10 protein-coding genes are annotated in these 14,650 nt (G+C 65.7%); 4 read left to right on the plus strand and 6 right to left on the minus strand.

The annotated features are described in order from the left end of the window. The first annotated feature begins 234 nt into the window (after window positions 1-234). The 4 genes from ACMGG8_RS19990 to ACMGG8_RS20005 are packed head-to-tail and all read left to right on the plus strand — an operon-like array spanning window position 235 to window position 4,903. Window positions 235-939 carry an ABC transporter ATP-binding protein gene (locus ACMGG8_RS19990; protein WP_414158258.1) on the plus strand — a complete coding sequence of 235 codons (705 nt, stop codon included), beginning with the start codon at window positions 235-237 and terminating at the stop codon, window positions 937-939. Continuing rightward, window positions 936-2,135 carry an ABC transporter permease gene (locus ACMGG8_RS19995; protein WP_060843523.1) on the plus strand — a complete coding sequence of 400 codons (1,200 nt, stop codon included), beginning with the start codon at window positions 936-938 and terminating at the stop codon, window positions 2,133-2,135. Before ACMGG8_RS19990 ends, ACMGG8_RS19995 begins: the two co-directional genes overlap by 4 nt. Next, window positions 2,128-3,627 (plus strand): TolC family protein, encoded by a 1,500-nt coding sequence (locus tag ACMGG8_RS20000; RefSeq protein WP_060839188.1) that lies wholly within the window; start codon window positions 2,128-2,130, stop codon window positions 3,625-3,627. Before ACMGG8_RS19995 ends, ACMGG8_RS20000 begins: the two co-directional genes overlap by 8 nt. Next, window positions 3,608-4,903, plus strand: coding sequence for an efflux RND transporter periplasmic adaptor subunit (locus ACMGG8_RS20005; RefSeq protein WP_414158259.1), 1,296 nt, complete (start codon window positions 3,608-3,610; stop codon window positions 4,901-4,903). Before ACMGG8_RS20000 ends, ACMGG8_RS20005 begins: the two co-directional genes overlap by 20 nt. Window positions 4,904-5,102: 199 nt before the next feature. Here the strand turns inward: ACMGG8_RS20005 and ACMGG8_RS20010 are convergent, their stop codons facing one another. The 6 genes from ACMGG8_RS20010 to ACMGG8_RS20035 all read right to left on the minus strand — a co-directional run bounded on the left by ACMGG8_RS20010 (window position 5,103) and on the right by ACMGG8_RS20035 (window position 14,642). Continuing rightward, window positions 5,103-6,806, minus strand: coding sequence for an AMP-binding protein (locus ACMGG8_RS20010; protein WP_060839186.1), 1,704 nt, complete (start codon window positions 6,804-6,806; stop codon window positions 5,103-5,105). 19 nt (window positions 6,807-6,825) lie between these two features. After that, entirely contained in the window at window positions 6,826-8,124 is a 1,299-nt protein-coding gene (locus tag ACMGG8_RS20015; RefSeq protein WP_060839185.1) for an acetyl-CoA C-acetyltransferase, read from the minus strand. After that, a complete protein-coding gene (locus ACMGG8_RS20020) occupies window positions 8,121-9,014 on the minus strand; it encodes a MaoC family dehydratase (RefSeq protein WP_414158260.1) in 894 nt (297 codons plus the stop codon). The genes ACMGG8_RS20015 and ACMGG8_RS20020 overlap by 4 nt, the downstream gene beginning before the upstream one ends. A 3-nt stretch (window positions 9,015-9,017) precedes the next feature. Continuing rightward, window positions 9,018-10,370 carry a 3-oxoacyl-ACP reductase gene (locus ACMGG8_RS20025; protein WP_060843519.1) on the minus strand — a complete coding sequence of 451 codons (1,353 nt, stop codon included), beginning with the start codon at window positions 10,368-10,370 and terminating at the stop codon, window positions 9,018-9,020. Between the two features lie 30 nt (window positions 10,371-10,400). After that, entirely contained in the window at window positions 10,401-12,950 is a 2,550-nt protein-coding gene (locus ACMGG8_RS20030; protein ID WP_414158261.1) for an acyl-CoA dehydrogenase, read from the minus strand. A gap of 276 nt (window positions 12,951-13,226) precedes the next feature. Further along, window positions 13,227-14,642: an outer membrane protein transport protein gene (locus ACMGG8_RS20035; RefSeq protein ID WP_129406057.1), complete on the minus strand. Its 1,416-nt coding sequence runs from the start codon at window positions 14,640-14,642 to the stop codon at window positions 13,227-13,229. Window positions 14,643-14,650: the final 8 nt, after the last annotated feature.

Below are 14,650 nucleotides of genomic sequence, written 5' to 3' on the forward strand. Positions count from 1 at the left end.
TTTTATGACCCACGGGTCCCCGTGTTTCGGCCGCCGCGAAAAAACCTCGAAAAGCCCCCAATTAGCCGGTTCAGACGGCTGGCGCACCAGGGTGAACGCAGTTACTATTCAAACAATTTTTTAAAACAATAAATAAAAACCAGAGCTTGGCCTTGCCCTTGGACCCCGCGCAACGCGACGCCTGCGCACCGTGGATATTCAAGCAAGCAGTCGAGCCAGCCGGCGCGGTAAGCGATGACAGCGACGATAATCGACTCAGGTTTTATCTCCCTGCAAGGCATAGGCAAGAGCTATCGGCTGGCGGAGCAACCGCTCCACATTCTCAAGAACGTCTCCCTGTCCATCGACTCCGGCGAGAGCTGCGCCATTCTCGGTGCCTCGGGTTCCGGCAAAAGCACCCTGCTCAATATCCTCGGCCTGCTGGACCTGCCCGACAGCGGCGAGTACCGCTTCGCCGGCCACGATATCTTCCGCGCCAGCCCCGACCAACTGGCGGCCATCCGCAACCGGCAGATCGGCTTCGTGTTCCAGAGCTTCAACCTGCTGCCACGCCTCAGCGCCCTGGACAACGTCGCCCTGCCCCTGAGCTACCGCGGCGTGGCCCGGCGCGAATCCCTGGAGCGCGCCCAGCACATGCTCGACCAGGTGGGCCTCGGGCAACGCGCCGCGCACCGCCCCGCCGACCTCTCCGGCGGCCAGCGCCAGCGCGTGGCGATCGCCCGGGCCCTGGTTGGCGAGCCGTCGGTGATTCTCGCCGACGAACCCACCGGCAACCTCGACAGCCACACCGCCCGGGACATCATGGACCTGCTGCTGGCGCTGAACCGCGAACGCCAGGTGACCCTGATCATCGTCACCCACGACCCGGGCATCGCCCAGCGGCTGGAGCGGCAGATCCGCGTGACCAACGGCGTGGTCCAGGAGGTCTGCCCGGCATGAGCCTCAAGGTCGAGCAGAGCGCCAGCCAGCTGCTGCACGAAGCCTTCGTCAGCCTGCGCACCCTGGGCAAGCGTTCGATCCTGGCCCTGCTGGGCATCGTCATCGGCAGCTCATCGGTGGTAGCCCTGATCAACATCGGCCATAACGCCGCCCAGGACGCCGCGGCGATCTTCCAGGACATGGGCACCGACACCCTGGCGGTGCAATTTCCCGATTCCTCGGCCAGCCGCGCGCCCATGCCGCCGCTCCTCGACCTGGCGGCCCTGCACCAGGCCCTGCCGCAGTTGCTGGACATCGCCCCGGTGGCGCTGTTCAGCGGGCCGGTGGTGTACCGCGGACGCTCCAGCAACGCCAACCTGGTGGGTAGCACCCCGTCCCTGGCCAGTGCCATGCGCCTGCAGGTGCAGCAAGGGCGCTTTCTCTCGGCGTTCGACAGCGGGCAAACCTACGCGGTGGTCGGCGCCCAGGTCGCCGAAGCCCTGAGCACGCCCCACGACCCGCTGCGCCTGGGGGAGCGGATTCGCATCAACGACTACCTGTTCCAGGTGATCGGCATCCTCGCCAGGCAACCGGCGGCGGTGCTGATCCCGGTGCAGACCAACGAATCCCTGTTCATCCCCCTGGAAGGCATGCGGCGGATTTCCTCAAGCCCGCAGATCAGCAACCTGATCGCCCGCGCGGCACCGGCCCAGGACATGAACCGGCTGGCCGCGGCCCTGGGCGACACCTTGAAGCAGCACCTGCCCGGGCGCAGCGTCGAGGTGCAGGTGCCACAGAAGATCATCGACGGCATGACCCGGCAAAGCCGCACCTTCGGCTACCTGCTGATGGCCCTGGGGGGCATCTCCCTGGTGGGCGGTGGCGTCGGGGTGATGAACGTGATGCTGATGAACGTCTCGGAGCGGCGCCGGGAGATCGGCATCCGCATGGCCCTGGGCGCGCGGCGCCGGGACATCCGCAACCTGTTCCTGCTCGAAGCGGTGACCCTGACCGCCGTGGGCGCGCTGTCCGGTGCGGTGCTGGGCATGAGCGCCGCCTACCTCTATGCCCGCCTCTCCGGCTGGCAGTTTTCCCTGGCCGGCGCCTCCCTGCCCCTGGGGATCGGCAGCACCCTGCTGATCGGGCTGTTCTTCGGCCTGTACCCGGCCGTCTCGGCCTCGCGCCTGCAACCGGTGGAGGCGCTGCGGGATGAATGATCGCCAACGCGCCGCGCTCTTGCTGCTGTGCCTGCTCAGCCCCCTGGGCCAGGCCGGCTCCCGGGACATGGACGTGGCCCGCCAGGCGTCGGCCCCGACCCTGCGCAGCGCCTACGAACGCAGCGTGCTGCTGAGCCAACAGCAGACCGAGCTGACCCTGGCCGATGCGGTCTACCTGGGCCTGCGCAACAACCGTGGCATCCGCAGCGCCTACCTGCAGCGGGTGGCACAGAAGTTCGACCTGCGGGTGTCGGAGGACACCTTCAACCCCAAGCTGCTGCTCAGCGGCACCTACCGGGCCAACAAGGGCAGCAACGACGGGGTGCGCAACACCACCCTCAATCCCAGCTCCAGCCTGCTGGGGGAATACGGCACACGCCTGAACATGGCCTGGCACCAGGAACTGAGCCAGGCCAACCGGGCCGGCTACTACCGCCGCGACGGCCTGGACCTGTCGATCATCCAGCCGCTGCTCAAGGGCGCCGGCTGGGACGTGACCACCGCGCCGCTGCGCCTGGCGCGGATCAACGAACAGGCCTACCGCCTCAACCTCAAGGCCAACGTGGCGCAGACCATCAGCGACATCATCGGCGCCTACCGCGAACTGCTGCGGGCCCAGGAACAGCTGGCGATCGTCGAGGACGCCCTCAAGCGCGCCAATGCCCTGCTCCAGGTGAACAAGGCGCTGATCGCCGCCGGGCGCATGGCCGAGTTCGAGATCGTGCAGACCGAAGCCGACATCGCCAGCCAGGAGCTGGGGGTGGAAGAGGCACGCAATCAGGTGGACATCAACCGCCTGTCGCTGCTGCGCCTGCTGGCCCTGGACCTGTCGACCCGGATCCGTGCCAGCGACGGCCTGCAAGCGGCGAAAGTCAGCATCGACCAGCAGGACGCCCTGCGCCTGGCGCAGATCCAGCAACCCACCTACCTGGCGACATTGCTGGGCAGCCAGCAGGCCGACCTCAACCTGATCATCGCCAAGGACCAGAGCCGCTGGGATGTGTCCCTGGTGGCCGGCGCCAATCAGGTGCGCAACCGTTACGACAACGACGGCGGCAACGGCGCGGGACGGACCTGGGACAGCTATGCCGGCGTGCAGGTGCAGATTCCCATCGGCGACTTGAGTACCCGTCAGGCCGAGGTGCATGCCCGGGTCGACGTGGAAAACCAGGCCCTGGTGCTGGCCGATGCCCGCCAGGCCCTGGAGCGCAGCGTCAGTGACGTGGTGCGCGACCTGGGCACCCGCTGGCGCCAGTACGAGATCGCCCAGCGCGCCGTGGAACTGTCCAGGCGCAAGCTGGATATCGAACGGGAAAAACTCAGCGCCGGGCGCTCCAGCAACTTCCAGGTGCTGAGTTACGAAAGCGATTTGCGCACCAGTGAAAACGCCCGCCTCAATGCACTGATTGCCTACCTCAACGCCCAGACCCAGCTGGATCTGACCCTGGGCACGACCTTGGAGACCTGGGACATTGCGCTCAACGACTTCTGAGCAGAAAAACTGGCGCAAGCGCGGCCTGCTCGGCGGCACGGCCCTGATCGTGCTGGCCGTGGCCGGCGTCGCCCTCACCCACTACCGCGCCGTGGACGATCCGGCGCTGCAACAGGGTCGCTGGATCGAGGTCAGCACTACGCCGCTGATTCATCAGATCGGCCTGGTGGGCAAGATCGAGCCCCAGCGCACCATCAGCCTGACGGCGCCGTTCGACGGCAACGTTCTGGCCAATCTGGTGGAACAGGGCCAGCGGGTGGAGGCCGGTCAAACGCTGCTGAAGATGGACCCCAGCCTGATCGAGATCCAGGTGCGCGAAGCCTTGTCAGCCCAGCTCAAGGCCCGGCGCAGCGTTCAGGAACTGCAGAACTGGGACAGCAGCGCCCTGGTGACCCGGGCCCGGCGCACCTTGCGCGCCTCGCAGATGGCGGTGAGCAATTCCGAACGCAAGCTCAGTGAAAGCCAGAGCCTGTTTGCCCGGGGCATCATTCCCCGCAACGAACTGGACGATCTCAAGCAACTGCTGCAGAGCCAGCGCCTGGACCTGACGGCGGCCCAGGGTGAACTGCAACAGGCGCTGGATCAGGGCAAGGGTGAATTCCGCCAGATTGCCGAGATGGAACTGACCAATGCCACGGTCAAGTACGAAGCCCTGCGCGCGCTGCTGGCGGGCAAGGACGTGGTCGCCCCCTTTGCCGGAATCGTGGTCCCGGCGCCGGGGCTCAACCTGACGCCCATCGCGTCGGCGGCGGCCTCGGGGCCGGTGCAGACCGGCAGCAAGGTCGGCCAGGGCCAGGCCCTGTTCGGCCTGGCCAACATCGAGCAACTGAAGATCGTCAGCAAGGTGTCGGAGCTGGACATCAACCAGCTGCGCCAGGGCCAGAGCGTGGAAATTCTCGGTGACGGCTTTGACGGCGAGCGCCTCCAGGGCCAGGTGGACATCGTCAGCAGTCTGGCGCTGCCGGGGGACGCCAGCGGTGCCAGCGCGCAGTTCCCGGTGACCCTGTCGGTGCCCAAGCTGACCCGCGAACAACAGCAGCGCGTCCGCCTGGGCATGAGTGCGCGATTGAGCATCATTACCTACCGCAACGATCAGGCCATAGTGCTGCCGCCAGCGGCGATCCAGCGCGAGGCCGACGGCATGAGCGTGGAATACCGGGCAACGGCCGATCAAACAGGCCGGCGGGTACCGGTGAGCGTGGGCCAATCGACCCCGGAGGGCGTGGAAGTGTTCGGCCTGCAGCCGGGCCAGGTCCGCCTGCCCAACGCCTTGTAGGTTCAGGCTTACCCGGCTATCACCCGAAGAACCTCTAGCGCCCTCGGGACACTTGCGTCCCTGCGGGCCGTTCGCAGCCTTCGGCAGCGGCTACAGTGATCGCCGTGGAGGTAGCCGCTGCCGAGCCCCGGCGAGGCTGCGAAAAGGCCCGCAGGGCCTTGCTTGACGATCTTCAGAAGAACCTCGGACGCCCTCGAAACTAACGCAGGGCGCGGCGCAGGACCTTGCCGACGGTGGTCTTGGGCAACTCTTCGGTACGGAACTCAACGTAGCGCGGCACCTTGTAGCCGGTCAGGTACTCGCGGCAGTGGGCCAGCAACTGCTCCTGGGTAAGGTTCGGGTCCTTGCGCACCACGAAGATCTTCACCTTCTCCCCGGTCACCCCATCCTCGACGCCAATCGCCGCCACCTCGGCGACGCCCGGATGCAGGGCCACCACGTCCTCGATCTCGTTGGGGTACACGTTGAAACCCGAGACCAGGATCATGTCCTTCTTGCGGTCCACCAGACGGATGAAGCCCTGCTCGTTCATCACCCCGATATCCCCGGTGGACAGCCAGCCGTGGCGGTCCAGGACCTTGGCGGTTTCTTCCGGACGCTGCCAGTAGCCCTTCATCACCTGGGGCCCGCGCACCTGCAGCTCGCCCTCCTCGCCCAATTCCGCCAGCTCGCCGTCCTCGCGCACGAAGCGCACCCAGGTCGACGGCAGCGGCACGCCGATGGTCCCGGTGAAATCGCCCTCGCGCATGCGCGCGATGTCGATCGGGCTGATGCTCACCACCGGCGAGCACTCGGTGAGGCCGTAGCCTTCGATGATCGGCACCCCGGTGACCTCCTTCCAGCGCCGGGCCACGGCGGTGTGGGTGGCCATGCCACCGGCGATGGCCAGTTTCAGGTCGGAGAAGTCCCGGCCGCGAAACTCCTCGTTTTCCAGCAGGCCGTTGAACAGGGTGTTGACCCCGACGATGCCGCTGAACTTCTCCTTGCGCAGGATCATCTGCACCCGCTTCACGTCCCGCGGGTTGGCGATAAGGATGTTGCGCCCGCCCAGGCACATGAACATCAGGCAGTTCACCGTCAGCGACAGCACGTGATACAGCGGCAGCAGGGTGACGTTGGTTTCCTGCTGGTTCTCGTCCAATTGATCGCCGACCCAGGCCTTGGCCTGCATCAGGTTGGCGAGGATGTTGCGGTGGCTGAGCATCGCGCCCTTGGCATCGCCGGTGGTGCCGCCGGTGTATTGCAGGAAGGCGATGTCATCCTGCTTGAGCTCCACCGGCCGGTGCTCCAGCACACTGGCCAGCTTCATCATCGCCGGGAAGCGGATCGAGCCCGGCAGGTTGAACTTGGGCACTTGCTTCTGCACGTGGCGCAGGGCGAAGTTCAGCGCCGCGCCCTTGAAGGTCCCCAGCAGGTCACCGATGGCGGCCACCACGATGTTCTTCAGGCGGCTGCCCGGCATCGCCTGCTCCAGGGTGTGGGCGAAGTTCTCGAAGATCACCACCGTCTCGGCGCCGCTGTCCTTGAGCAGGTGCCGCAGTTCATGGGCGGTGTACAGCGGGTTGACGTTGACCACCACCGCCCCCACCAGCAGGGTGCCGAACAGGCAGATCGGGTATTGCAGGCAGTTGGGCATCATCAGGGCCACCCGGTCGCCCTTCTTCACCCCTTTGGATTGCAACCAGGCGGCGAAGGCGAACACCCGTTTCTCCCACAGGTCGTAGCCCATCTCGGTGCCAATGCTGACGTAGGCCACCCGGTGGCGGTACTTGTCCACGTGTTCGAGGAACACTTCCCGCAGTGACGGGTAGCGGTCGATGTCGGCTTCGATATCGCTGGGCACCCCCGGCAGGTAGGCGTTCAGCCAGATACGCTCGGCGGGTTGCAGGCTCACGACACTCATTGGCAGTCTCCTTGTTATTTTATTTTTCGACGATGGCGGTGACACCCAGCCCGCCTGCGGCACAGACGGAAATCAGTCCCCGACCGGAGCCGCGCTGGTGGATCGCCTTGGCCAGGGTCGCCAGCAAGCGTCCGCCGGTGGCGGCAAACGGATGCCCACAGCCCAGGGAGCCGCCGTTGACGTTGAGCTTGCTGCGCTCGATGCTGCCCAGCGGCCCTTCGAGGCCGAGTTTTTCCCGGCAGTAATCGGCGTCTTCCCAGGCCTTGAGGGTGCACAGCACCTGAGCGGCGAAGGCTTCGTGAATCTCGTAGAAGTCGAAATCCCCCAGGCCCAGCCCTTCCCGGGCCAGCATGCGCGGCACGGCGTAGGCCGGGGCCATCAGCAGCCCTTCGCTGCCGTCGACAAAATTCACCGCGGCGGTTTCCCCGGTGCGCAGGTAGGCCAGCACCGGCAGGTTGTTGGCCGCGGCCCAGTCTTCGCTGGCCAGCAGCACCACCGAGGCACCGTCGGTGAGCGGGGTCGAGTTGCCGGCGGTCAGGGTGCCGTTGTGGCGGTCATAGGCCGGGCCCAGGCCGGCGAGCTTCTCCAGGCTGGCATCGGCTCGCAGGTTGTTGTCCCGGGTCAGGCCGCGATACGGGGTGATCAGGTCGTCGAAGAAGCCGCGCTGATAGGCAGCATGCAGCTGCTGGTGGCTGGCCAGCGCCAGTTCATCCTGGGCCAGGCGCTTGATGTGCCAGCGCTTGGCCATTTCTTCACAGTGCTCGCCCATGGACAGCCCGGTGCGTGGCTCGCCGTTGCGCGGCAGCAGCGGCTTGAAGAACATCCCCGGGCGCACCTTGAGCAGGCTGCGCAGCTTGTTGCCGGTGCCCTTGGCCCGGTTGGCCTGGAGCAGGATCCGGCGCAGCCCTTCATTGATGCCGATCGGCGCGTCGGAGGTGGTGTCGGCACCGCCGGCAATCCCCACCTCGATCTGTCCCAGGGCGATCTTGTTGGCCACCAGCAACGCCGCCTCAAGCCCAGTGCCACAGGCCTGCTGCACGTCATAGGCCGGGGTCTGGGGCGCCAGGGTGGTGGACAGCAGGCTCTCCCGGGCCAGGTTGAAATCCCGGGAATGCTTGATCACCGCCCCCGCGGCGAACTCCCCCAGGCGCTGGCCGGACAGGCCGTAGCGATCCACCAGCCCCTGCAACGCCGCCACCAGCAGGTCCTGGTTGCTGTCGTTGGCATAGACCGTGTTGGAGCGGGCGAAGGGAATCCGGTTGCCGCCGATGATCGCCACCCGGCGCACCGGCGCCGGATTGAAACTGTACTCAGTCATTGCCCAGCTCCCCAGATAAATAGGCCGCGCATGTGGGGCTTGTCCCCCGCGTTGTTGCGCACTTCGAACTCATGGCGCGAACCGTGCGGCAGACGGTTCCACAAGGTCACCGCCGCCGGCAGCAGGATCGGCAGCTTGAACTCGCAGTCCAGCTCCGCCGCCGCCAGCGCATGAGGCGGTTGCTGGGCCGCCAGGGCCCGGCCCAGGGTCCACATGCCGTGGGCGATGGGGCGGCGGAAACCGAACAGCCGGGCGCCGAGCCAGGAGGTGTGAATCGGGTTGAAGTCGCCGCTGACCTGGGCGAAACGCCGTCCCAGGTCGCCCCCCAGGTTCCAGCGCTGGGTGCGAATCAGTGGCGCTTCATCCTGCTTCAGCGCGCCTTCCCAGGGCTCGCCGATGGGGCTGGACACGCCACGGCGCAGGTACAGGCTGTGGCTTTCCCAGACCAGGCTGCCACCGCTGTGGCCCCGGGTGGCGATGGACAGCGCCTGGCCCTTGGGATGGGCCAGCCAGCGTTCGGCGAACACTTCCAGGCGCAGGGCCTGGCCCTCCTCCAGCTTCTGGTACTGGCGAATGCGATTGGCCAGGTGAACCATGCCGCTGGCCGGATAGGGAAACCTGCGGTCGGTCAGCAACAACAGGTGCAAGGGAAACGCCAGGGTATGGGGAAAGGCCAGCGGCACCCCGTGTTCCCGGCGAAAGCCGCAGGCCTGGGCGTAGCGGGCGATCCCGGCGGCCTGCAACTCCACCGCCGGACGCACCAGGCGCTCGGCGGGCAGCGCCGGCGCGGTGTCCGGCTTGGGCTTGCGCAGGCTGCGGATGCCGTCATAGAGCAGTTGGCCCCGGGACGGTGGCGGTTCGATGATGCGAATGGCGCTGTCGCTATTCATGGCTCAGGCCCCCAGCAGGCTTTGCCCGCAGACGCGGACCACCTGCCCATTGATCCCGCCGGAACCCGGATGGGCCAGCCAGGCGATGGTTTCCGCCACGTCCACGGCCTGCCCGCCCTGGTTCATGGAGTTCATGCGCCGTCCCGCCTCGCGGATCAGCAGCGGGATCTTCGCGGTCATCTGGGTTTCGATGAACCCCGGGGCCACGCCATTGACGGTGATCTGCTGACGCGCCGCCAGGGGCGCCAGGTTCTGCACCAGGCCAATGACCCCGGCCTTGGAGGTGGCGTAGTTGCTTTGCCCGAGGTTGCCGGCGATTCCGGAAATCGACGACACACAGACGATCCGCCCACCGGGGTTCAGGCCCTGGCCCGCGAGCAACGCCTGACTGAGCAGCAGCGGCGCTTCCAGGTTGACCGCCATGACCTTGCGCCACGCCGCCTCGGTCATCTTGGCCAGGGTCTTGTCCTGGGTGATGCCGGCGTTGTGCACGACGATATCGAACGCGCCGTGCTCGCCGACGAACTCCAGCAAGCGTTGCCCGGCCCCGGCGGCAGTGATGTCCAGGGCCAGGGCGTCGCCCTTGAGGCCGGCTGCGGCCTGCTGCAACTCGGCCTCGACCTGGGGAATGTCCAGGCACACCACTTGGGCGCCGTCCCGGGCCAGGACCTTGGCAATCGCCAGGCCGATGCCGCGGCAGGCACCGGTGACCAGGGCTCGCCGTCCGCTCAAGGGCCGCTCCCAATCGATGTGCCGGGGCACGTCCACCGGCTCGCCGATGCGCACCACCTGGCCCGAGACATAGGCCGAGCGCCGGGACAGGAAGAAGCGCAGGCTGCTGTCCAGTTCGGCTTCGGCACCGGGCTCGACATACAGCAACTGGACGGTGATGGCCCGACGCAGTTCCTTGCCCAGGGAGCGCACGAAACCTTCCAGGGCCCGCTGCGCCACCGCCTGCTCCAACGCCTTGCAGTGTTCCGGCGGCGTGCCCAGCACCAGCACCCGAGCATGGGCGCCCAGGCGCCGGACATTGGCGTGAAAGCAGCGGTACAGCTCATCGAGCTGGGCGATATCCGCCAGCCCGCTGGCGTCGAACACCAGGCCCTGGACCTTCACCGTCGAAGGTGCATTGATACTCGCGGCCTGGGCCGCCACGGTGTCGGTGGCGGCGAAGATCCGTTGCAGTTCGCCCAGCAGGCGGCCTTCGGGCGCCGCGGCGAGGATCACCGGGTTGATCAGGTTGCCGCCCTGCCCCTCGCGGTGGCGCTGGAGCGGCACCGGTTGCGGCAGGCCGGTACGTTGGGCCAGCCAGCGGCCCCACCCGGAATTGACGAACGAAAGATAACCGTCAGACATAAAGAGATCCCGATCCAATCCAGTAGAGGGTCAATAGGCCGAATCGCTGGCGACCACCGCGTCTTCGCTGCTGGCCGCACGTTTGCGCGAGGCCGGCCTGGCGCCTTGCTCGAAGTGCGCCTGACGCTGCTGCAGGGCTTCCAGCAGACCGAAGTCCTGAGGGAAGTCGTCGACCTGGATCGCGTGATCGCCGTATTCCACGTAGCGCCCCAGCAGCTCGTCCTCGTCCGCGCTGATCAGTTGCAGTTCCAGGGCCTTGACCCGCCAGATCACGAAGGCCTCGCGGGAGATCGGCAGCGGCGCCAGGACGCCCTGCTTGATCGCCGGCTTGAGCCGCGCCTCGATCAGGTCCACCTGCGGCTGCAGACGGAACGCCAGTTCGCCATAGGCCAGCTTGTCGATGTCCGGCTGCGGGATGTAGGAGTCGGCCAGCAGGCGGTCGCGGGTCGGGCCTGGGGTCTGCACCAGCTCGGCCACTTGCGCCAGCAGGCGATCCGAGGGTTTGCGCTGGGCAATGCCCAGGGGAAAGCTCAGGCCGCGAATGATCCGCGCAGCCGCCTTGGACGGGTAGTTGTCCAGCACTTCGGCCAGGGCTTCATGGGCTCGCAGCAGGGAGTCTTGAGCGGCCCAGTGCACCAGGGGCAGATCGGCCTGGGGCCGGCCGTCGTCCTCGAAACGCTTCAACACGCAGGACAGGATGTACAGCTGTGACAGAATGTCCCCCAGGCGCCCGGTGATGCTTTCCTTGCGCTTGAGGGCACCGCCCAGCACGCCCATGGAAATGTCCGAAGCCAGGGCCAGCACCACCGACAGGCGCTGGATCTGCCGGTAATAGCCGGCCAGGGCCTTGTCGGTATTGGCCGGGGCCTTGATCAGCCGGCCGCCGGTCAGCGCATGCACGGCGGCACGCACGGTGTTGGCGAAGACAAAGCTGATATGACCGAACATCGCGCTGTCGAACGCTTCCAGGCCCTTGCGCCCGGTGTCCCGCGCCGCTTCCATTTCGCGGAACACGTAAGGATGGCAACGGATCAGCCCCTGACCGTAGATGATCAGGCAGCGGGTCATGATGTTCGCGCCTTCCACGGTGATGGCGATCGGGCTTTGCTGGTAGGCCCGGGCCAGGAAGTTGTTGGGGCCCATGCAGATGCCCTTGCCGGCGACGATGTCCATGCCGTCGTTGACGATGGCCCGGGCGCGCTCGGTGACGTGGTACTTGGCGATGGCCGAGATCACCGACGGCTTCTCGCCAGCATCCAGGGACGCCACCGAGACCTTGCGCACCGCGTCACAGGCATACAGATGCCCGGCCATGCGCGCCAGGGGCGCCTGCACCCCTTCGAACTTGCCGATGGGCAGGCCGAACTGCTTGCGCATCGCCGCATACGCGGTGGTGCCGCGCACCGCCACCTTGCCCAGGCCGACGTTGGCCGACGGCAGGGAAATGGCGCGCCCGGCGGCCAGGCATTCCATCAGCATGCGCCAGCCATTGCCCACCTGGGCGCCACCGCCGATCACCCATTCCAGGGGAATGAACACATCCTTGCCGGTGGTCGGGCCGTTCTGGAACACCGCGTTCAGCGGCCAGTGGCGACGCCCGGTATTGACCCCCGGATGGGTGGTGGGAATCAGCGCGCAGGTGATCCCCAGGCTGCCCTTGCTGCCCAGCAGGCCGTCCGGGTCTTCGGCGCGAAACGCCAGCCCCAGCACCGTGGCGATCGGGCCCAGGGTGATGTAGCGCTTGTCCCAGGTGACGCGAAAGCCGAGCACTTCCTGGCCTTCGAACTGGCCCTTGCACACCACCCCGACATCGGGAATCGCCCCGGCGTCGGAACCGGCATAGGGGCTGGTCAGGGCAAAGCAGGGAATGTCTTCACCGCGAGCCAGGCGCGGCAGGTAATGCTGGCGCTGGGCCTCGGTGCCGTAGTGCAGCAGCAGCTCGGCCGGGCCCAGGGAGTTGGGCACCATCACCGAGATCGCCGCCGCCGAGCAGCGGGTCGAGAGCTTCATCACCACTTGGGAATGGGCGTAATGGGAGAAGCCTTTGCCGCCGTACTGCTTGGGAATGATCATCCCCAGGAACCCGGCGTCCTTGGTGTATTGCCAGGCCTTGGGCGACAAGTCCTGCCAGATCTGGGTGGTTTCCCAGTCGTTGGCCATGTCGCACAGGGTTTCCACTTCGTTGTCCATGAACGCCTGTTCCTCGGCGCTCAAGCTGGCCGGAGCGCTCTGCAACAGACGCGGCCAATCCGGCTTGCCGCTGAACAGCTCGGCGTCCCACCAGACCGTGCCGGACTCGATGGCCGCACGCTCGGTGTCGGACATGGCCGGCATGATCTTGCGGAACATCGCCAGGGCGCGGCGGGTGAGCAAGGCGCGGCGCAAGGGCTTGATGCACAGCAGCGCGGCCGGCGCCAACACCAGCAACACGCCGAGGGTCAATCCCAGGGTGCCCACCAGGCTGAACAGATACGCGACCGCCAGCCACACCACTGCGGCGCCCAGCCACAGGGCAGCTGTCGCCTGTCGATAAGCCAGCGCGAGCGCTGCGGCAAGTCCCACCAATAACCAGACAATCATGGAATACCTCTCTTGTTCTAACGAGACGACCACCAGGGCCCTGGGCGTTGTGCCGGCCCCCTGCAGATCACCCTACAAAGGAAAGAAGCATGTTTCAAATTTTATTTTTAAATATTGTTTTGAGTGAATTCGCCAATGCATAACGGCTGAACAGCGTCAGCCCGGGGTCATCGAGGACAATAGCTAGCAACGAAAATGAAGGCCTCAACCCAGGCTACGGCAATACCGGGCTCACGCCCCGCACCGCCGCACACCCAAGCCGGAACAACGCTTGAATCAGAAGTGATAGGTTGCCGACAGGCTGACCACCTCACCCGAAGCTTCGACTTTGCCATCCAGCCGCGACCCGCCAAGACGATCCTGGTTCTGGGTCTTGATCCGGGCTTCCTTGACAAATTGCCGTGAGTAAGCGCCGTCGATGGTCAGCCCTGGAATGGCCTTGATGTCATAACCAAAACCCAGCGAGGTGAACCAGCGATCATTGTCTGGAATCCGTGGGTCACGGGTTGAGCCACGGGTCGGCGTCTCATCAAAAGCCACACCGGCACGCAGGGTCAGTTGATCGGTGAAACGGTAATCACCGCCCAGCGAATACATCATCGAGTCTTTGTATTTGTAGGGGATCGAAACGATGGTATTGCCATCGGACTTGAGCGTCAGGTCCTTGAACGACGACCACTGTGTCCACAGGGCACTGACGCCAAGCGTGAAGCGATCGTTGAATACGTGAACCCAGTCGATACCGGCGCTAGCCGGAATATCCAGCTGAGCCGAAGCATTGGCGCCATCCGGATACAGCTTGAGCCCCGGGTAGGCGATTTCCACCAGGGATGGCCCTGAAGAAGAGTCGGTGTACGCCCGGCCCAGTGCGTCGGCACGGATATTGTATTTGCCCTCCAGCTTGTTCTTGATCTTGGCGTGGTAGTTCAGGCCCAGGGTGTCCTGCTCGGTTGGTTTCCAGGTCACCCCGGTAAACCAGCCGACGGAAGTGTTGTCCACCTTGACCCGCATCAGGTTGGAACCCACGCCAGAAGGAGCACCCGGCAACAGCGAGACCCCGGCGGCACCGCTCAAGTTGAGGTTCTGACTGACAAAACCGCTGGTGTGTTGGACGATGGCGCCCAGGCCGAGTGCGAACTGATCATTGACCTTGAACGAAAAGGAGCCAGAGACGCCCGCCGTTTCGATCTTGGTGTCCACCGCAAAATCCTTGCCCTTCCAGTCACTATCCCAGGTGCTACGCATGCCCATGGGAACCACTTGGCTCAGGCCAAAGGCAAAACGATCATTGATCGGCATGACCAGGAAGCCGGTCGGCAACCAGGCGGTAAAACCACCCTCGCCGCCATTGCCTTCAATCGGAGTCTGGGCGAAAGGATCGTCAATCGGCGAGCTGGAAGCCGGCTTGCCTTGGTAATCGTAGGCATTACCCTTGTATTTGAGCTTGATCCGCGCGTAATCGACCGTCATCTGCGCCACGTTCTGATCGATGAACGCCATGGCCGCCGGATTGTTGTACGCCGCGCTGGGATCATTCTTGAACAGCGAGCCGCCACCGAATGCCCGCCCCCAGCCTGGGGTACCGTAGGTTGGAGTAGTGAAACCACCCGCTTGCACCGACCCGGAACTGATCAGGCCGCCCAGCATGGCCAGGCCGATGACTGTCTGGATCTTGTGTTTCTTATTATTCATGCCCCACT

The organism is Pseudomonas sp. BNK-45, from assembly GCF_047456255.1.
Lineage (GTDB): Bacteria > Pseudomonadota > Gammaproteobacteria > Pseudomonadales > Pseudomonadaceae > Aquipseudomonas.